The organism is Denitromonas ohlonensis (assembly GCF_007625205.1).
GTDB classification, from domain to species: Bacteria; Pseudomonadota; Gammaproteobacteria; order Burkholderiales; family Rhodocyclaceae; genus Nitrogeniibacter; species Nitrogeniibacter ohlonensis.
Map to the genome: position 1 here is coordinate 124,744 of NZ_VMNI01000005.1, position 18,525 is coordinate 143,268.

At 66.9% G+C, this 18,525-nt stretch carries 17 protein-coding genes; 11 read left to right on the forward strand and 6 right to left on the reverse strand.

All coding sequences use genetic code 11. The annotated features are described in order from the left end of the window. Positions 1–140: 140 nt before the first annotated feature. Positions 141–854 carry a helix-turn-helix transcriptional regulator gene (locus tag FHP89_RS05320; RefSeq protein ID WP_186300393.1) on the forward strand — a complete coding sequence of 238 codons (714 nt, stop codon included), beginning with the start codon at positions 141–143 and terminating at the stop codon, positions 852–854. A gap of 64 nt (positions 855–918) precedes the next feature. On the opposite strand, the gene FHP89_RS05325 is transcribed toward FHP89_RS05320, so the two are convergent. Further along, on the reverse strand, positions 919–2,811 hold the full coding sequence (locus FHP89_RS05325; RefSeq protein ID WP_144179546.1) for a PhoX family protein: 1,893 nt from the start codon (positions 2,809–2,811) through the stop codon (positions 919–921). A 249-nt stretch (positions 2,812–3,060) separates the two neighbouring features. On the opposite strand from FHP89_RS05325, the gene FHP89_RS05330 reads away from it, so the two are divergent. Then, positions 3,061–3,894 (forward strand): PhzF family phenazine biosynthesis protein, encoded by an 834-nt coding sequence (locus FHP89_RS05330; RefSeq protein WP_144179547.1) that lies wholly within the window; start codon positions 3,061–3,063, stop codon positions 3,892–3,894. 151 nt (positions 3,895–4,045) lie between these two features. After that, on the forward strand, positions 4,046–4,948 hold the full coding sequence (locus tag FHP89_RS05335) for an NAD(P)-dependent oxidoreductase (RefSeq protein ID WP_144179548.1): 903 nt from the start codon (positions 4,046–4,048) through the stop codon (positions 4,946–4,948). Positions 4,949–5,145: 197 nt separating this feature from the next. On the opposite strand, the gene ggt is transcribed toward FHP89_RS05335, so the two are convergent. The 5 genes from ggt to FHP89_RS20910 all read right to left on the reverse strand — a co-directional run bounded on the left by ggt (position 5,146) and on the right by FHP89_RS20910 (position 9,929). After that, positions 5,146–7,017 carry a gamma-glutamyltransferase gene (gene ggt / locus FHP89_RS05340; RefSeq protein WP_144179549.1) on the reverse strand — a complete coding sequence of 624 codons (1,872 nt, stop codon included), beginning with the start codon at positions 7,015–7,017 and terminating at the stop codon, positions 5,146–5,148. A gap of 270 nt (positions 7,018–7,287) precedes the next feature. Next, positions 7,288–7,518 carry a thioredoxin family protein gene (locus FHP89_RS05345; protein WP_144179550.1) on the reverse strand — a complete coding sequence of 77 codons (231 nt, stop codon included), beginning with the start codon at positions 7,516–7,518 and terminating at the stop codon, positions 7,288–7,290. A 39-nt stretch (positions 7,519–7,557) separates the two neighbouring features. Further along, on the reverse strand, positions 7,558–8,877 hold the full coding sequence (locus FHP89_RS05350; protein WP_144179551.1) for a permease: 1,320 nt from the start codon (positions 8,875–8,877) through the stop codon (positions 7,558–7,560). Positions 8,878–9,163: 286 nt separating this feature from the next. Beyond that, positions 9,164–9,772 carry a lytic transglycosylase domain-containing protein gene (locus tag FHP89_RS05355; RefSeq protein WP_260851481.1) on the reverse strand — a complete coding sequence of 203 codons (609 nt, stop codon included), beginning with the start codon at positions 9,770–9,772 and terminating at the stop codon, positions 9,164–9,166. Then, positions 9,756–9,929 carry a hypothetical protein gene (locus FHP89_RS20910; protein ID WP_186300394.1) on the reverse strand — a complete coding sequence of 58 codons (174 nt, stop codon included), beginning with the start codon at positions 9,927–9,929 and terminating at the stop codon, positions 9,756–9,758. The genes FHP89_RS05355 and FHP89_RS20910 overlap by 17 nt, the downstream gene beginning before the upstream one ends. Positions 9,930–10,342: 413 nt before the next feature. Between FHP89_RS20910 and gspG the strand changes: the two genes are divergently transcribed. The 8 genes from gspG to FHP89_RS05395 are packed head-to-tail and all read left to right on the forward strand — an operon-like array spanning position 10,343 to position 18,164. Continuing rightward, complete coding sequence (gene gspG / locus FHP89_RS05360; RefSeq protein ID WP_260851489.1) at positions 10,343–10,759, forward strand: type II secretion system major pseudopilin GspG; 417 nt, start codon at positions 10,343–10,345, stop codon at positions 10,757–10,759. Further along, entirely contained in the window at positions 10,759–11,934 is a 1,176-nt protein-coding gene (locus FHP89_RS05365; RefSeq protein ID WP_144179553.1) for a type II secretion system F family protein, read from the forward strand. Before gspG ends, FHP89_RS05365 begins: the two co-directional genes overlap by 1 nt. Then, complete coding sequence (locus FHP89_RS05370; RefSeq protein WP_144179554.1) at positions 11,931–13,589, forward strand: GspE/PulE family protein; 1,659 nt, start codon at positions 11,931–11,933, stop codon at positions 13,587–13,589. Before FHP89_RS05365 ends, FHP89_RS05370 begins: the two co-directional genes overlap by 4 nt. Continuing rightward, positions 13,570–14,274 (forward strand): hypothetical protein, encoded by a 705-nt coding sequence (locus FHP89_RS05375; RefSeq protein ID WP_144179555.1) that lies wholly within the window; start codon positions 13,570–13,572, stop codon positions 14,272–14,274. The genes FHP89_RS05370 and FHP89_RS05375 overlap by 20 nt, the downstream gene beginning before the upstream one ends. Then, a complete protein-coding gene (locus FHP89_RS05380; protein WP_144179556.1) occupies positions 14,271–14,795 on the forward strand; it encodes a hypothetical protein in 525 nt (174 codons plus the stop codon). Before FHP89_RS05375 ends, FHP89_RS05380 begins: the two co-directional genes overlap by 4 nt. Next, the gene (locus FHP89_RS05385) at positions 14,792–15,355 is read left to right on the forward strand and encodes a hypothetical protein (RefSeq protein WP_144179557.1); all 564 of its coding nucleotides are present in this window, start codon (positions 14,792–14,794) and stop codon (positions 15,353–15,355) included. Before FHP89_RS05380 ends, FHP89_RS05385 begins: the two co-directional genes overlap by 4 nt. Continuing rightward, complete coding sequence (locus FHP89_RS05390) at positions 15,352–15,846, forward strand: hypothetical protein (protein WP_144179558.1); 495 nt, start codon at positions 15,352–15,354, stop codon at positions 15,844–15,846. Before FHP89_RS05385 ends, FHP89_RS05390 begins: the two co-directional genes overlap by 4 nt. Next, on the forward strand, positions 15,843–18,164 hold the full coding sequence (locus tag FHP89_RS05395) for a secretin N-terminal domain-containing protein (RefSeq protein ID WP_144179559.1): 2,322 nt from the start codon (positions 15,843–15,845) through the stop codon (positions 18,162–18,164). The genes FHP89_RS05390 and FHP89_RS05395 overlap by 4 nt, the downstream gene beginning before the upstream one ends. Positions 18,165–18,525 lie beyond the last annotated feature (361 nt).

Consider the following 18,525-nt stretch of genomic DNA (forward strand, 5'->3'; position numbering starts at 1 on the left):
GTTAGCATGTGCGAATGCGGTGCGATCGGGGAAACCCGCATTGAGCACTGCACTTGCCAGACTAAGCTACTCACAAACGCGGGCAGATTGAATCATGCAGATGCATGAGGCGCGCGGCGCGCGGCAGGGAGAAAAGCGGCATGAACAGTCATGACAGACGTCTGCTCTCATTGATGGAACTCGGGCGGACCGGCAGCCGCCCCGACTATCGGCGCGAGGCCCTCGCCTGGCTTGACCGCGAGTTGGGCTTCGACGGCGTGGTGTGGGGCGAGGGGCGCCAGCATGCCGATGGCGTGGTGCATATCCACAGCGCCGAGCTGCGCGGGCGCTCGGAGCGCATCCTGGTCGACTATGGCGCGGTCGCGCATCTCGACCCGGTGGCGCGGCGCTTTGCCCGGCAGCCGCGCAGCTTGCAGAACGTGGTGGTAGACCGCGATCTGGTTGGCGGTGACACAGCCCCCGTCGGCGAGTGCCTGCGTGCGCATGATGTCAGCCAGCTGATGCTGTGCGGTGTGCGCAGCAGCGACGCCGGTGGCCTGCGCTGGCTCACGCTTTATCGCGAAGACCGTGGCCGGCCTTTCACGCCGGGGCAAACCCGCCAGGCCGCGTTTGCGATTCCCTTTGTGCTGCTGGCCGAACCCGACGCGCCGCCCGAGCCCGCTCCGCAGGTGACTGAACTGCTCACCACGCGCGAGCACGAGGTGGCCTGCGCTTATGCCGAGGGCGCCGACTACAAGACTATTGCCCGGCAGCTGGCGGTGTCGCCCGCCACGGTGCGCACGCACCTGCAAAGCAGCTTCCGCAAGCTCGAGGTGCACAACAAAATCGCCCTGCGCGCGCGACTGCTGGGCTGAGACCGGGCGCAAAAAAGCCCGGCAGGCGTGACCTGCCGGGCTTGTGTCGGACTGGCGTCAGGGCTCAGGAGCCGATGATGCCGCCGTTCTTGCGGGTGATGACGATCGTGCAGTCACGTGGCACGGTCACGCCATCGAGTTCGGCCGGGAAGTTGGTGACGGTCGGATCGCCCTCGCCGGGGTGCTGGGTGTTGATGAACATGGTGCGGCGATCCGGCGTCACGGTGATGCCGGTGATTTCGTCGCCCGTCACCCCGGTGAAGATCCGGCGCAGCTCGCCGGTCATCGTGTCGGCGACCAGCATCTGGTTGTTCAGGCCATCTTTTTGGCCGCCATCGGTCTGGATGAACAGGCGGCCATCCGGATCGGCCCACAGGCCATCGGGCGAAGCAAAGCTGTCTTCCGTGCCATGGGAGTCCTTGGCGATCAGGAAGATATCCCAGGTGAAGGTGGTGCCCACATGCTGGTCGGCATCGCGCCAGCGGATGATGTGGCCGTCCGGGTTGGGCGCCATCGGGTTGGCGGCGTCAGCCACGGTGCGGCGGCTGTTGTTGGTCAGCGTGCAGTACACATCGCCGTTGGGTGCCACGGTGGTCCACTCGGGGCGGTCCATCGGGGTGGCGCCGAGCACGTCGGCGGCCATGCGGGCGAAGGTCAGCACTTCGGCCTGGTCGGCAAAGCGGGCGGCCAGCGCCGGGTTGTCGATACTCAGCGGCAGCCACTCGCCGGTGCCGTCGTCGTTGAACTTGGCGACATACAGGGTGCCGTGGTCGAGCGGGCTCTTGCCGGCGCGACGCATCTTTTTCCAGTTGTCTTCGGAGACGAACTTGTAGATGTAGTCGAAGCGCTCATCGTCGCCCATGTAGGCCACCACGCGTTTGCCGCGGCCTTCGGTGATCGCCACGCCCTCGTGCTTGAAGCGGCCCAGCGCGGTGCGCTTGACCGGGGTCTGGGTGGCGTCGAAGGGGTCGATCTCGACCACCCAGCCAAAGCGGTGTTCTTCGTTGCGGTAGTCCTCGTCCGACAGGTCGAAGCGGCGGTCGAACAGATGCCAGCCGTAGCCGAAACCGCCAGCCGAGAAGCCGTAGCGCTTCTGCGCGTCGTTAGCGCTCCAGCTACCGGCGGCGCCGAAGTAGCCGTTGAAGTTCTCCTCACAGGTGAGGTAGGTGCCCCACGGCGTGTGGCCGTTGGCGCAGTTGTTGACCGTGCCCAGCGGGATGTTGCCGTTGGGGGTGTCGAGCAGCGCATGGCCGGCCACCGGGCCGCTGAAGGCCACCGGGGTGTTCACATGGATGCGGCGGGCGTTGTCGCTCTCCACGGCACGCCAGGTACGGCCCTTTTTCTGAATCTCGACCACGGCCACGCCATGGGCGTGTTGCGACACGCGCACATCTTCCAGGCTCTCCGGCGCGGCCTTGCCATACACGTGCATGTTCTCGCCGAACTCATGGTTGATCACCAGCATGCCGTGGCGGTTCTCGCCGCCGTGCCAGATATCCTTGTGGCGGCCCCAGTGGGCGCGATCGTCGTCGTCACGACAGCCCTTGTCCTCGATCGGGAAAAACCACATGCCGTCATGACCGATGCCGATCTGACGCGCCTGATCGGCGGCAGTCGGCGGCCACTGGTAGGCCGGGCCGCCCGGCTCCAGCGGCTCGCCCCAGGGGATCAGCACCTGGTAGTCGTAGTCCGACGAAATCACCGGCCACGGGCCGTTGCCCTCGGCCACCGGCACCGGCGCAAAGCCGAGCAGACGGCTCGACCGGCGGCCACGGCCACGCGCATTCGAGTCGTCGCCCCAGCCCTTCATGCCGGCCAGTGCGGGCGAGGAGAAAAAGCCCATCGCTGCGCCCGCCAGGCCACCGGCGAGCACCTTGCGGCGCTGCATGTTCACCTCAAGCACGTCCTCGAACGGACGGTTGCCGGAGGGGTTCGAAATGCCTTCATCGTGTTTCATGGTCTAGTCCTCTGTCGTTATTCGATCGCTCCGTCGGCACGGGCGTGGACATGACGCTAGCGGTGAAACATTACGGGAATTTGTCCCGGCAGATGACAAAACGATGCTGGCCGGATTGTCGCCACCAAGAAGGCGCGCATTCTGCCCGCGGCATCGGCCACCGTCGTGCCGTTGGCGCCAGCTTTGTACCGGGCGCAGTGGGCCGGCGCGCGGTAGGGTGATCACTATTCCAGCCCCGAGGTATGTGTGATGACACTCCAGAAAATTGCCGCTTTCTCCGACGGCAACACCGGTGGCAACCCCGCCGGTGTGCTGATCGCCGACGCACTCCCGCCTGCTGCCGACATGCAGCGTATTGCCGCCGAGGTCGGGTTTTCCGAGACCGCCTTTGCCGCGCCCGCGGGCGATGGCTGGCGGGTGCGCTATTTTTCCCCCGAATCTGAGGTCCCGTTCTGTGGTCATGCCACCATCGCCCTTGGCGCGGCGCTGGCCTTGCGCCACGGCAACGGTGTCTTCGCGCTGACGCTCAATCAGGCCGGCATCACGGTCGAAGGTGCTTATGAGGGCGACACCCTCAGCGCTGCGCTGCAATCGCCGCCGACCCACAGCGCACCGGCCGAGGATGCCTTGGTCGACGAAGCGCTGGCCGTGTTCGGCTACGCGCGCGACGACCTCGACCCGCGCCTGCCGCCTGCGCGCATCCACGGCGGCGCCGATCATCTGCTGCTCGCGCTCAAGCATCGCGAGGCTTTGGCGGCCATGCACTACGCGCTCGACGCCGGGCGGCGTTTCATGAACCCCCACGGCCTGGTCACCGTGCTGATCGCCTGGGCCGAAAGCCCTCAGCACTTTCATACCCGCAATCCCTTTGCGTCGGGCGGCGTGTACGAAGACCCCGCCACCGGCGCTGCCACGGCCGCGCTGGCCGGTTATCTGCGCGACATCGGCTGGCCGCATGGGGGGCATATCGACGTGGTGCAGGGCGAAGACATGGGCATGCGCTCGCTGCTGGCGGCTGACATCCTGTCGGCGCCGGGCAGTTCGATTCGGGTCTACGGAACGGCGCGGCTGATGGCGGAGTGAGGCGCATCATCCAGGGGGCAACGGCTGGCGTCGTGCTCACGAAGCCGGCGCGCTGCGCTAGGATGGCGTGTCAGCGCGAGACCGGCGCCGGTGGCCGAATGCGACCGGGCGACGCCTCGTTGTTTTTCTTCATTCATTCGTGAGAACGCCCATGTCGTCCATTAACGCGAAACCCTACGAATCCTCCCCGGCCGCCCGAACTGCCTTTCTCGGCCTTGGCGTCATGGGCTTGCCCATGGCCGGGCATCTGGCTCAGGCCGGCCATGCGGTGACGGTCTATAACCGCAGCCCGGCCAAGGCGGCGACCTGGGTGGCCGAGTTTGGCGGCGCCTCGGCGCCCACGCCGGCGCAAGCCGCCACGGGGGCAGACATCGTGTTCTGCTGTGTCGGTAACGACGACGACTTGCGCGGCGTCACCCTCGGCCCCGATGGCGCCTTTGCCGGCATGAAAGCGGGTGCCATCTTTGTCGACCACACCACGGCCTCGGCCGATGTGGCGCGGGAGTTGTCGGCCGCCGCCGAAGCGCTGGGCCTGCAGTTCATCGATGCGCCGGTGTCCGGCGGCCAGGCTGGCGCGCAAAACGGCATGCTCACCGTCATGTGCGGTGGCGACGCGGCCGCCTTTGACACCGTCAAACCGGTGGCCATGGCCTTTGCCCGCGCCTTCACCCGGCTGGGCGACAGTGGCGCCGGGCAGCTGGCCAAGATGGTCAACCAGATCGCCATCGCCGGGCTGGTGCAAGGCCTGGCCGAAGCCATCGCCTTTGGCCAGAAAGCCGGGCTGGACATGAAGCAGGTGCTGGACGTGATCGGCAAGGGCGCCGCCCAGAGTTGGCAGATGGACAACCGCGGCGCCACCATGGTGGACGACAAGTTCGACTTTGGCTTTGCGGTGGACTGGATGCGCAAGGACCTCGGTCTGGTGCTCGACGAAGCCCGCCGCAACGGCGCTCGTGTGCCGGTCACCGCGCTGGTCGACCAGTTTTATGCCGACGTGCAGTCCATGGGCGGCAAGCGCTGGGATACATCCAGCCTGATCCGGCGACTCAAGTAAGCCAGACATCCCGCATCGGACGCGTGGGGCAATCAATGAGAAAGGGACCGACAGGCTCGCCTGTCGGTCCCTTGTTGTTGCTGGCGCTCTGAGGTGCGATGCGCGTCACCGCGTAGGGCGGGTTTCAACCCGCCATGGTCGGCTGAAGCCGACCCTACACGGCGCGCCGGCACTCAAGAATGCTGCACACGGCCGTCTCAGCGACCGGCCACCGTCCCGTCGCGGCGCTTGTCGGCGCCACCGATCAGTGTGTGACCGTCGCGCTTGTTGTGATGCCAGCGGTGCTTGTGGTGCTTGTGATGACCATGCCGGCCGCGGTAGTGGTGGTGATCGTCGTCATGCATCACATGGATGATCGACAGCCCGCTCTCCATCACATTGCTCACCGTGACCGGGTGATTGCGTGCCTGCAGTTGCGCCGCCAGCGCGTCGGCGTCGTAGGGCTCGGTGATGCCGGCAATGGTGCGCTCGATCTCCGTTGAACCGTTGCGGTTCTGGTAATGCGGCGTGTTGATCGATTCCTGCGGATCGAGCCCGAAGTCGATGTGGTTCACGATCGACTGCGCCGTGTAGCCGATGATGCGCGAACCGCCCGGCGAGCCGGTCACCAACTCGACCCGGCCCTGATCATCAAACACGATACTCGGCGACATCGAGCTGCGCGGCCGCTTGTTGGGCTGCACCCGGTTGGCCACCGGCAGGCCGTTGCTCACCGCGCTGAACGAGAAATCGGTCAGCTCGTTGTTGAGCAGGAAGCCGCGCACCATCACCCCGTTGCCGAATGAGCTCTCGACGGTGGTGGTCATCGACAGCGCATTGCCGTAGCGGTCCACAATCGAGATATGGCTGGTGCCGCTGAGCTTGGCGCGGTTGTCCGGTGCGCTCGGGTCAAAAGGCCCCGGCGGGGTGCCCGGCTGGGCGGTGCCGGTGTCCTGCTCGCCGATCAGCGCGGCGCGCGTGGACAGGTAGGTCTTGTCGAGCATGCCTTCGACCGGCACGGTGACGAAGTCCGTATCGCCCACGTACAGCCCGCGGTCGGCAAAGGCCAGCCGACCGGCCTCGGCAAACAGGTGCACATTGCGCTCGTTCAGCGGATCGTCATTGAGGTCAAAGTTTTCGAGAATGCCCAGGATCTGCCCCACCGCCAGCGCGCCGGAGGAGGGCGGCCCCATGCCGCACACATTGTGCCCGCGGTAGTCAAAGCACACCGGCGCGCGCTCGATCACCTCGTAGTTGGCCAGATCGGCCACCGTCATGTCGCCCGGAATGGCTGGGTCGGTTTGCACCGCCGCGGCGATGTCCGCCGCGATGTCGCCGCTGTAGAACGCATCGGCGCCATGCCGGGCCATGGCCTTGAGTGTGCGGGCGTAGTCCTTGTTCTTGACCTTGGTGCCGGCCGGCTTGGCCGTGCAATCCGGGTTGGCAAAATAGGCAAAAGCCACCGGGTCACGGAAGAACAAGCGGTTGGTACACGACGGGTTCGCCGCTAGCAGCCCGGCCACCTGGCTTGAGGTGCGCCCGGTCAGCTCGAAACCCTTCTGGGCCAGCGTGATCGCCGGTTGAAGCAGCTGGTGCCAGTGCAGCCGGCCATAGCGCTCATGCACCACTTCCATGATGCGCGGCGTACCCGGCACCCCCACCGACAGCCCGCTCTGCCACGCCGTGGTGAAACCCAGGCCGGCAAACCGGTCTTCCGTCGCCGCCGCTGGCGCCTTCTCGCGGCCATCGAATGTCGTCGTCGTGCGTGTGGCCGCATCGTAATACACCACAAACGCACCCCCGCCAATTCCGCTCGCCTGCGGCTCCACCAGCCCCAGCACCGCCTGCGCCGCCACCATCGCGTCCGCCGCCGTGCCGCCGTTCTTCAACACCTTGGCCCCCGCCGCACTTGCCAGCGGGTTGGCCGTCACAATCATCTCGCGGTCAGTCTGTACCGCCTGCGCCAGCGCCTGCGCGCCGGCTGGCACCGCCGACACAAGCAAGCCCGCCGCGGCAATCACGCCAAGCAGGCGGGCCTTCAAGGGTGGCCGCTCCAACAACGCTGTGGGGTTCAAGGGTGATCCGTGCATTGCGCATCTCCTCAATATGAAAAACAGGAATGAGAATGACGTTCATCTCACATGAGGAAACGTAGTCGAGTGATCCGCCAGTGTCCACGAAGAATGTTGTCGCCCTGACGGCAGCAGGGTTTTTTGCAGCGCGGCATCTGGCGGCCAAAGCGAAAGCGCATCTGCCTCACCTGGGGGCGGATGCGCCACGCCTGTTCTCACTGCGCGGTGTGCAATCCGGCATAGAGTGGTTTTACCCCATGCTATGCATGGCGCTTCGGTCGCTTTCAATCAAGCCAGCAATTTCTGGATCTCGTCGGCATTGGCAACCTTGCCTTCAATGACGATTTCATCGTCAATCGCCAGCGCCGGCGTGCGCATGATGCCAGCGTCAATGATGGCGTTGGTGTCAGTCACTTTCTCAATGTCATAGTCAATCCCTTTGGCCTTTGCCGCGTCTTCTGCATTTGCCGTCAGTTGTTTGCATTTGGCACAGCCGCTGCCGTAGATCGTGAATTTCATGGTCTCTCCTCACTCGTTACGTAAATTCAGTTGATTGAACTACCACCAGTTGCCATAGGCAAAGCCGGTAATGGTGGCCATCACCACAACCAACGCACAATAGACCACCGTTTTTTGCGTGCCCAGGATGGTGCGGATCACCAGCATGTTGGGCAAAGACAGCGCAGGCCCTGCCAGCAGCAGTGCCAGCGCCGGCCCTTTGCCCATGCCGGCGCCCATCAGCGCATCAACGATGGGCACCTCGGTCAGGGTAGAGAAGTACATCAGCGCGCCCAAGACTGAGGCGATGATGGTCGAGCTCAATGTGTTGTCGCCCACCGCTACCGCGACCCATTCCGAGGGAATGATCCCCTCATGACCGGGCCGACCCAGCGCAAAGCCGGCAACGAACACGCCACCCAGAAGCAGCGGCAGAATCTGCTTGGCGAAATCCCAGCTTTGCGCAGACCACTCGCGATCCTGCTCGCGCAAAGCCGAGATGATCATCAGGCCGGCAATGCCGAGCGCAAAGGGCAGCTCAGGTGCGCCGGGCACGATCACGGCGGCAGCCACCACCACGGCAGCCAGCATCAGCAGCTGACTTGCCGGCCAGTGCCAGCGCCACACCAGCAGGCCCGCCAGCATGGCGGAGAGCAGCGCCGTGATCTGCCACTTCCACGCATAGATCTGCATCCAGGTGTCGCTGTCGGCGGCCGCCCAGTTGGCAAACACCAGCACCCCGACCATCAGCGCAAAAAAAGCCACAATCGCACTCGTCGGCTTGTCGGCGTCATCGCCCCCAAAGCCGCGCGTGTTCTTGACCGTTCGCTGCGCCTCCTCCTTGCGATAGAGCAGGTGCATGATCGTGCCGATGACCAGTGCAAACAGGATGGCGCCGACCGCGCGGGCAATGCCGATCTCCGCACCCAGCACTTTCGCGGTGACGACGACGGCCATGATGTTGATGGCCGGCCCCGAATACAGAAAGGCGATGGCTGCCCCCAGGCCCGCGCCGCGCTTGTAGATGCCACCGAACAAGGGCAGCACGGTGCACGAACACACGGCCAGCAGCGTGCCGGATACCGATGCCACGCTAAACGCCACCGGCTTGGACGCCTCGGGCCCCAGGTAGCGCATCACCGCCCCCTGGCTGATGTACGCCGACATCGCGCCGGCAATCAGGAAGGCCGGCAGCAAACACAGAATGACGTGCTCCCTGGCGTACCAATTGGTCAGGCGCACCGCCTCCAGGACGGCGTTATCGAAGCGTGCCGTTCCGGCGGGAACAAAATAGATCAGCACAAAGGCCGCCAGCATGAAGAACAGCAAGTTGCCTTCACGAGTGTTGCTGGCGTACAGCTCGCGCAATCGCGTGGTCATCTGAACACTCCTTGGCAGGGCTATCGGTTGAAGCAATTCATTCTTGGAGACGAACGCGCTCGCAAAAGGATGCAGAAAAACAATCTGGCATCGAGCGTCGTCGCCGCAGGTCTGCTCGTGCTTCTCGAAAATAGACCGAAAACAGGGGGTGACCAAGGTTTATGTCTGGGTGTTTCTGCCCAGATGATCTGCGTCGGCGGCACACTCTTTCTTTGGGCGGCTGCGTCAGCCAGGCACGACCCGGTGTCCCGGGCGGGTAGGGCGCAGGACTCGACCCATCTTGGCGTTAGCGCGTGTTCCGTACGAGCGCATACCGCGCCAACACCCTAGGCACATACGCCCGCGTCTCCCGGTACGGCGGAATCTGCCTGTCGTACTTCATGACGGCATTCTCCCCGGCGTTGTAGGCAGCAAGCGCCAGTTCGAGGTCGTCGTCAAACAGGCGGAGCAGGTCGCTGAGGTAGCGGGCGCCGCCGAGGAGGTTGGTGGCGGGGTCGAGGGGGTTGGTGACGCCGTAGCGCTTGGCGGTGGCGGGCATGAGTTGCATGAGGCCGAGCGCGCCTTTGGGGGATTGGGCGCGGGGATTGAAGGCGCTTTCGACCTGGGCGACGGCGTGCAGCAGGGCGGGGTCGAGGCCGGTTTGGCGGGCGGCGTGTTCGATGTGGGGGCGCAGCGCGGCGGGGGCGAGGCGGGGCTGGGGTTTACCCGTGGAGGCGGCGCGTGGGGGGCTGCCGGCGATGCGGCGGTAGCGGGTGTCGGTGACGGGGCTGTCGGAAAAGTGCATGACGCCGTGCTCGTCGACAAAGCTGTAGAGCGTGTCGGCGTGTGTGGCCAGCGGTGCGCAAAGCGCCGCGCAGAGCAGGCTGGCGGCGAGGTGCTTAGCTAATCCAGTCACATGAGATGGGGCCGTCGTCGTCGAGCGGGTCGAGGTCGGCGTCGTCATAGGGCATGTCCCAATCGGTATCGGGATTGATGGTAGTGGATACTTCGTCGGAGACCCAAGCGCGGCGGGTGCCGCTGAGGGCGAAGTCGAGGTCGAGATCGTCGATCATGGGGTGTGCTCGCTGGTGGATGTGGCCGAAGCAGTTAGTCTGCCGCGGCGTGATGACGGGAGCGTTTCACCTGGGCGGGGGTTTGATGTACCGTTTGGCAGGTCAACGCGGTGTCACATTGCCCGCCTACTCTGATCGCCTTTATGGGGCAGCCTGCCTGCCCGGGAGTGTTCGAGTTCATGCGTTTCTTGCCCATCGGGTTTGTGTTTTCTTCCATGCGTGGTTTTGTCGCGGCGGTGCGTGCTCGGGGGCCGGGTGTGCCTTCGGATGCGCGTTTTGGCGGGTTGAAGCCCGCCCCACGGGGGGGCTGCTGCGTGCCGGATGACGTCGGGCGGGTTTCAACCCGCCTCGCGGTGGATGGCGCGTCGGCCTTGCGTGCTGCGCCACCGGCGTCGGCGCCGACGGAGTCGTTTGTGCGTGCGCGGGTGCGTCAGGCCGGCTTCACGCTGCTCGAACTGCTGGTGGTGATGGTGATCATCGGGCTGCTGGCGGGCTATGTGGGGCCGCGTTTCTTTTCGCAGATTGGCAAGTCGGAGGTGCAGACGGCGCGGGCGCAGATCAATGCGCTGGAGAAGGCGCTGGATCAGTTCCGCCTGGATGTCGGCCGTTATCCGATGACCGAAGAAGGCTTGGCCGCGCTGAACACGGCGCCGACGGGCGAGCGCAAATGGCAGGGGCCTTACCTGCGCAAGGCGGTGCCGGACGATCCGTGGGAGAAGCCCTACCAGTATCGGTCGCCGGGCGAGCACAGCGAGTTCGACCTGTTTTCTTTCGGTAAGGACGGCCAGCCCGGTGGTGAGGGCGAGGCCGCCGATATCGTGAACTGGTAATGCGCTACCGGGTGAAGGCCATTGGGCAGGGCGCGGACGTGGTCGAGACGGCCTTTGAGGCGTCGACCGAGGCCGAGGCACGCCAGTTGGCCGGCGCGCGTGGGCTGACGGTGCTGGCGATGCGCGCCGAGCGTCAGGGTGGGCGGCGCGCGCGTTTTCCGTTGCTGCTGTTCAATCAGGAGATGCTGGCGCTGCTGGGCGCGGGCATTCCGCTGGCGGAGTCGGTGGACGCGCTGGCCGAGAAGGAATCGCGCCCCGCAGTGCGCGGCGTGCTCGACGATATCCGCAAGGCGTTGCGCGAGGGGCGGCCGCTGTCGGCGGCACTTGAGGCTGCGCCGCATGCCTTCCCCGATCTGTATGTGGCGATGATCCGCGCGGCCGAGCGCACCAGCGATCTGGTGCCGGCGGTGGCGCGTTTCATTGCGTATCGCCAGCAGGTGGAGGCGCTGCGCAGCAAGCTGGTGAGCGCGGCCATCTACCCGGTGTTGCTGCTCAGTGTGGGCGGTCTGGTGGTGTTGTTTTTGCTCGGCTACGTGGTGCCGCGTTTCTCGCATATTTATGAAGATGTGGGCGGCGATCTGCCCTTCATGTCGCGCCTGCTGATGGAGTGGGGGCGATTCGTCGAGGCCAATGCGCTGATCGTGGCGGGCGGTGTGTTGGTGGTGATTGTCGGCGTCGTGGCGTTGGTGCGTCAGCCGGCCACGGCGGCGGCAGCGGGGCGCTTGATGTGGCAGATGCCAATGATCGGCGAACGACTGCGGGTGTTTCAGCTGGCGCGTTTTTACCGCACGCTGGGCATGCTGCTGTCGGGCGGGATTCCGGTGGTCACCGCGCTGGGCATGGTCGCCGGCCTGCTGACGCCGACGCTGCGCACGTCGCTGGAGCTGGCCATTGCCCGGGTGCGCGAGGGCGCCGGTTTTGCCAACACGCTGGCGGCGCAGGGCCTGGCCACGCCGGTGGCGCTGCGCATGCTGCGGGTGGGCGAGCGCGCTGGCAATCTGGGCGAGATGCTGACCCGCGCGGCGGAGTTTCACGAAGAAGACACGGCGCGTCAGGTCGAGTGGCTGACCCGCCTGATCGGCCCGTTGCTGATGCTGTTCATTGGCGTGGCGATTGGCGGCATCGTGGTGTTGATGTATCTGCCGATCTTTCAACTGGCGGAGAGCGTGGGATGAATGCGCCGCAGATCCAGCCCTTTTCGCCCGACGAGCTGGCCGCCGCACGCGCCGCCGGCGGGCGCATGCTCGACGCGCTGGCGGGCATCGAAACCGAGGCCGCACCGCGACTGGCGCGCCTGGCGCGTACCTTTGATCTGCCGCTGATGGGCCATGCCGAGTTGATGACCCGCACGCCCGATTTTGCGGTGATGCCTTTCGAGCAGGCGCTGCGCCGCGAGTGCATCGCGCTGCGCGGGCCCGATGGCGCGCTGACGCTGGTGCTGGCCGATCCTTTTGACCGTGCGCTGGTCGACGGCCTCGGCGCCCGGCTGACCGAGCCCTTTGACGTGGCGCTGGCCGACCATGACGACATTGCCGCCTGTCTGGCGCGGCATGAAGACGAAGTGCGCCGCGCGGCGGGCCTGTCGGAAACCCGCGGTGGCGAAAAGACAAACGGCGGGGCGGAAGACCTCTCGCTCAAGCGCATCAGCGAAGACGCCAGCCCGGTGGTCAAGCTGGTCAACTCCACGCTCTACGACGCGCTCAAGCAAGGCGCCAGCGACATCCATCTGGAGTGCGTGCCGGCCGGGCTGGTGATCCAGTACCGCATCGACGGTGTGCTCTCGCGCATGGGCAGCGTGCAGGGCAGCGAGCTGGCCGAGCAGGCGATTTCGCGCATCAAGGTGATGGCCGAGCTCGACATTGCCGAGCGCCGCGTGCCGCAAGATGGCCGCTTCAAGGCGCAGGCGGCGGGGCGCGAGATCGACTTTCGTGTGTCGATCATGCCCAGCATCCATGGCGAAGACGCCGTGCTGCGCGTGCTCGACAAAGAACACCTCACGCAGGAGATGACCGGCCTGTCGCTCGAAACCCTGGGCTTCGACGATGCGGTGCGCGCCACGCTGCGCCGCCTCGCCAGCGAACCCTACGGCATGCTGCTGGTGACCGGCCCGACCGGCTCGGGCAAGACCACCTCGCTCTACGCCACGCTGGCCGAAACCAACCACGGGCTGGACAAAATTATCACCATTGAAGACCCGGTCGAATACCAGTTGCCCGGCGTGCTGCAGATTCCGGTGAATGAAAAGAAGGGCCTGACCTTCGCCCGCGGCCTGCGCTCCATCCTGCGTCACGACCCGGACAAGATCATGGTCGGCGAGATCCGCGATGGCGAAACGGCCGAGATCGCCGTGCAGGCCGCGCTCACCGGCCACCTGGTGTTCACCACGGTGCACGCCAACAATGTGTTCGACGTCATCGGCCGCTTCACCCACATGGGCATCGACCCGCACAACCTGGTCGCCGCGCTCAACGGCGTGGTGGCGCAGCGGCTGATCCGCATCAACTGCCCGCACTGCGTGGATGACATTACGCCCGATCCGGCGCAGGTGGCCGAATCGCGGCTTGACGATGTGAGCGCCTTCCGTTTTCGCGCCAGCCACGGCTGCGGCCAGTGCCGTGGCTCGGGCTACAAGGGGCGACGGGCGATTGCCGAGGTGCTGATTCTGGACGACGAGATCCGCGAGCTGATCGTCACCCGCGCCCCGGTGCGCGCACTCAAGACGCTGGCCGCCTCGCGCGGCTTCGTGAGCCTGCGCGACGCCGCCACCGCGCTGGTGGCCGCTGGCGAAACCACTTTGCAGGAGCTGAACCGTGTCACGCTTCTGGGCTGAACCCGTTCGTCTGCACCTGCACGCCGAGGCCTGTGAACTGGTCGTCGGCGGCCAGACGCATCGCCTGGCGCTGGCGGCCGGCGCGCAGCCCTGGCCGGCGGCCTTGGGCGACTTGCTGCCGGCGCGCGCCAAGGTGGATGTGTGCGTGGCCGACCACTGGCTGCGTTATCTGGTCACGCGCTGGCCCGCCGCGGTGCGCGCGCCGCGAGAGCGCGAGGCCTGGCTGGCGCACCAGTTCAAGGCAGTGCACGGCATCGACATGACTGCCTGGACCGTGGCCATGGACACTGACCCGGTCGACGATGCGCGCATTGTTTGCGCCGCGCCGACTGCGCTGATCACCGGGCTGCACAGCCTGCTGGCGGCGCGCAAGGCGCGCTTGGCTGGCTTGACCGGGGCATTTGTTGCCCAGTTCAACCGCCTGCGCCGGCAATGCTCGGCGGCCGATGGCGCCTTGCTGTGCGCGGCCGATGGGCGTCTGACGCTGGGTGTGTGGCGTGACGGGCGCTGGTGTGCGCTGCGCTCGCAAGTGGTCGCGCCCGGCGACGAAGACGCCGCCCGCCGCATGCTGACCCAGTTGTGTGCCAGCGGCGAGGCCGCGCCGAGCGGCGTGCTGTACACCGTGGGTGCAAAACAGACGGCGCCCGACGGCTGGCAGCCCGTGGCGCTGGAGCCGGCCGCATGAGCCCGCAACCGATCGCCCTCGACTTTGCCCGCCGGCGCCGCTGGCCCGGCCTGCTGGGATGGGTGTTGCTGGCGCTCGGGCTGGGCATGGCCGCGCTGGAGGTGAATGACTTCCTGAGCCGCCGCGCCGATCTGTATGAACGCGAGCAGATCGTCGAGCGCCTGCGCCATCAGTTGCAGCGTGAACGCCGCCATGTGGTGAGCGCGCCCGAGGCGCCGGTGCGGGCCGAAGAGGCGAGCCCCGCGCTCAAGCTGGCCGCCCAACTCGGGCGCGACTGGCCGGCGCTGTTCGCCAGCGTGGACGCCGCGGCCGGCGATGGCGTGGCCGTGCTGGCGCTGACGCCCGATGCCTTGCGCGGCACGGTCAGCCTCTCGGCCGAAGCGCCCAGCCTGGACGGCATGTTTGATTTCCTCGGCCGGCTCGAAGCCGCCGACGCGTTGGCCGCGGTCGAGCTGGTGAGCTATGAGCATGAGGGCGGCCGTTTTGTGTTCAATCTCAATGGTCAGTGGGTGAGCCGATGACGACGATCACGTCGCCCCGCCTCGACCGCCTGCGCGAGCGAACTTTGCGCGCCGTGATGCGTGCCGGTTGGGCCGGTGCGGTCGGTGTGGCCTTGCTGGCTTTTGCGCTGGCTTTCGGCCTGTCGACCGGCAGCGAACAGGCGGCGCAGGCCGAGTCGCTGGCGGCGGAGCGCGCGGCTTTGCTCAAGGTGGCGGATGTGTCGGTGCAGCCGGTGTTGAGTGATCGCGATCGGCTCGCGGCGTTTTATACGCGCTTTGCGCCGGCCTCGGAGCTGTCATCGGTGCTGGCGAAAATGCATGTGGCGGCAGCCGAACACGGCCTGCTGCCCGAGCGTGGCGACTATCGCAGTGCGCTGGTGTCGGGTACGCCGCTGGTGCGGGTGACGGCGACGCTGCCGATGCGGGGCAGTTTTGATGATCTCTACGCCTGGCTCGGGCAGGTGCTGGCCGAGCAGCCGGGCGCGGCGGTGGAGCAGCTGTCGATCAAGCGCGAGCAGGCCACCGCCGGGCAGGTCAGCGCCGATGTTCGGGTGTCGGTGTTTGTGCGGGGGGGCGTATGAACAAGCGCCAACTCGGCCTGTGGGGCGCGCTGGCGGCAACGCTGGCGGCCACCTGGTGGGCGTCAACGGTGGACACCGACGACGCGCCGACAACGGTGCGCGAGCTGCGCAGCGCACCCACGCGTGCGGCTCGGCCGGTGGTGACGGCCAAGGCCGATCTGTCTGCACTGGCGGCCGAGCGGCCCGCTTTTGCCGCTGAGGCACCTTCGGTGTTTGGTGTGCCGCCTCCGCCGCCGTCGGCTCGTCAGACGGCGCGCGTGGCCCCACCCAAACCGCGCGCACCCGCCATGCCTTACACCTACGCCGGCTCGCTGATCGACGCCGACGGCGCGCGCACGTTGTTCTTGCTCGACGGCGAGCGTCTGGTGATGGCGCGGGTGGGCGAGGTGGTGGGGCGCTATCGCATCGATGCCTTTGATGAAGACTCCGTGACGCTGACCTACTTGCCGCTGAAAGAAATCCAACGAATCCATCTGGCGACTGCCCCATGACTCTGCCTGCCCGTATGCCCCGCGTGTTTTTGTTGTTGTCATTCGTGTTGCTGGCGGGGTGCGCCAGCAACCCGGCGATGGAGCAGGCGCGTACCGATCTGGCCACCGGCGACGAAGTGGCGGCGCTGGGCCGGCTGGCCGCCGAGGTGTCGGCCAAGCCCGAGAATCGCGAGCTGCGCGCCTTTTATCTGCGCCAGCGCGAGCGGGTGATCCTGCAACGGCTGGCCGCCGCCGAGCGCGCCAACCGGGCGGGCCAGACCGGGGAGGCGGCCCGCTTGTATGAGGACATCGAGCGCTTTGCGCCGGGCGACCCGCGTGCCGAGGCCGGGCAACGGGCGCTGGCGCGCGAGGCACGTCATGCGGCGATGCTGAGCACGGCCCAGGCGGCATTCAAGGCAGGCGACGCCAAGGCGGCGCGGGCCGAGGTGGCGCGCGTGCTGACCGAAGACCCCGAGCATGCCGCCGCGCGGGCGCTGGACGGGCATCTCCAGGCGGCCTCGGCCGAGGCCAACCCGGCGCCCGACGTGGCCCTGCGCGGCCCCTTCGCCAAACCGGTAACGCTGGAATTTCGCGATGCGCCGCTGCGCATCGTGTTCGAGGCGCTGTCGCGTGCGGCGGGGCTCAACTTCGTGTTCGACCGCGATGTGCGGGCCGAGGCCAAGGTGACGCTGTTCGTGCGCAACAGCACGGTCGATGAGGTGCTGCAGCTGCTCACCGCCACACAGAAAATCGAACGCAAGATCCTCAACGCCAACTCGGTGCTGATCTACCCCTCGACGCCGGCCAAGACCAAGGAGTATCGCGAGCTGGTCACGCGCAGCTTTTACTTGTCGAACGCCGACGTGAAGCAGGCGCAGGCGCTGGTGCGTACATTGACCAAGAGCCGCGATGTGTTCGCCGACGAGAAGCTGCGGCTGCTGGTAATCAAGGACACGCCCGAGGCGGTGGCCCTGGCGGAGCGCCTCCTCAGCTCCCTGGATGTGGCCGAGCCGGAGGTGATGCTCGAGGTCGAGGTGCTGGAGGTCAGCCGCAACAAGGTGATCGAACTCGGCCTCGACTTCCCCGACCAGGTCGGCCTGGGCGCACTGGATGGCACCGGCGTGGCGCGCACGCTGGCCAGCGGCGTGGTCGACCTGCGCAGCCGCGGCGATTTGCGCCCCTATGTGGCCAACCCGGCGCTGCTGCTCAATCTGCGCCAGGAAGACGGCGACACCAGCTTGCTGGCCAACCCGCGCATCCGTGTCAAGAACAATGAAGAGGCCAAGATCCACATCGGCGACAAGCTGCCGGTGTTCACCACCACCGCCACCGCCAACGTTGGCGTGTCGGCCTCGGTCACCTATCTCGATGTGGGGCTCAAGCTCGACGTGAAACCGCAGGTGTTGCTCTCGGGTGATGTCGAGATCAAGGTGGGGCTGGAGGTGAGTAATATCGTCAAGGAAGTGACCGGCCCGTCGGCCTCGCTGGCCTATCAGGTCGGCACGCGCACCGCCGCCACCGTGCTGCGCCTCAAGAATGGCGAAACCCAGATCCTTGCCGGGCTGTTGCAGGAAGAAGACCGGATGGTCGGCAACCGGGTGCCGGGGGTGGGCGACATCCCGCTGATCGGGCGGCTGTTTTCGAGTCAGAAAGACACCAACAACCGCACTGAGATCGTGCTGCTGATCACCCCGCGGGTGATCCGCAATGTGGTGGTGCCGACGGTGGCACGGGCCGAGATGTCGGCCGGCACCGAAACCAATATTGGCGCCGAGCCGCTCAGCCTGCGCCCGACCGCGCCCGGTAGTCTGAGTTTGTCGGGTGACAACTCGCCGGTGCTCGGTGGCAACGGGCCGGGCGCGCTGGCGGCGCGGATGGCGCAACGCCGGGCGCAAGCGCTGGCGGCGCGTGCTGCGGCGGCGCCGGAGGCGGTCAATCCCGGCGATGCGGCGCCGGACGAGGGCGAGCGTGAATCCGAGTCCCCCGAGTCATCCGCCGGACCGCTCGCGGTGAGTGTCAGCGGCCCGTCCGAAGTCACCGCCGGCGGCTCGGTCGAAGTGAGCGTCGCCATCAGCGGCGGCGGTGCCATTGCCGGAGGCGAGGTCACGCTGCAGTACGATCCGGGCCGCATCGAAGCGGCCGGCGCCACCACCCCCGGCAGCGTGACGGTAGCCATCCCGGCCGGGCAGGATACGGTGTCGACCAGCGCCTCGTTCACCACCCGCGCCGGCAGCATTGGCACCGTGCGCATCGCGCCGGTGTCGGCCAGCGTCGAGCGCGACGGCCGCACGGAAACCGTCTCGCCGTCGGGTAGCGTGAGTCTGACGATCAAGCCATGAGTGGAGAAAGGCCCCCACGCTCACTGCGTTCGCTGCCCCCCGAGGGGGCGGCGACGCTTCTTGGGGCGGCCCGGCGAAGCGTCGGGCCCCCACGCTCGCTTTGCTCGCTGCCCCCCGGGGGGGCGGCGCCCGCCCTTGGGGCGGCCCGGCGGGGAGATTTTTGCCCCCACGCTCACTTTGCTCGCGGAGGGTCGGCTTTGCACAGCCGACCCGTTCGACGGGCGTGGCGCAGTGCGCCACGAAACCCCCGCCTCACCCCCCCGAGGGGGCGGCGCCCGTCCTTGGGGCGGCCCGGCGGGCGGGCGGGCGGGTGGCTCACTTGGTCGCTGTGCTCGCGGAGGGTCGGCTTTGCACAGCCGAC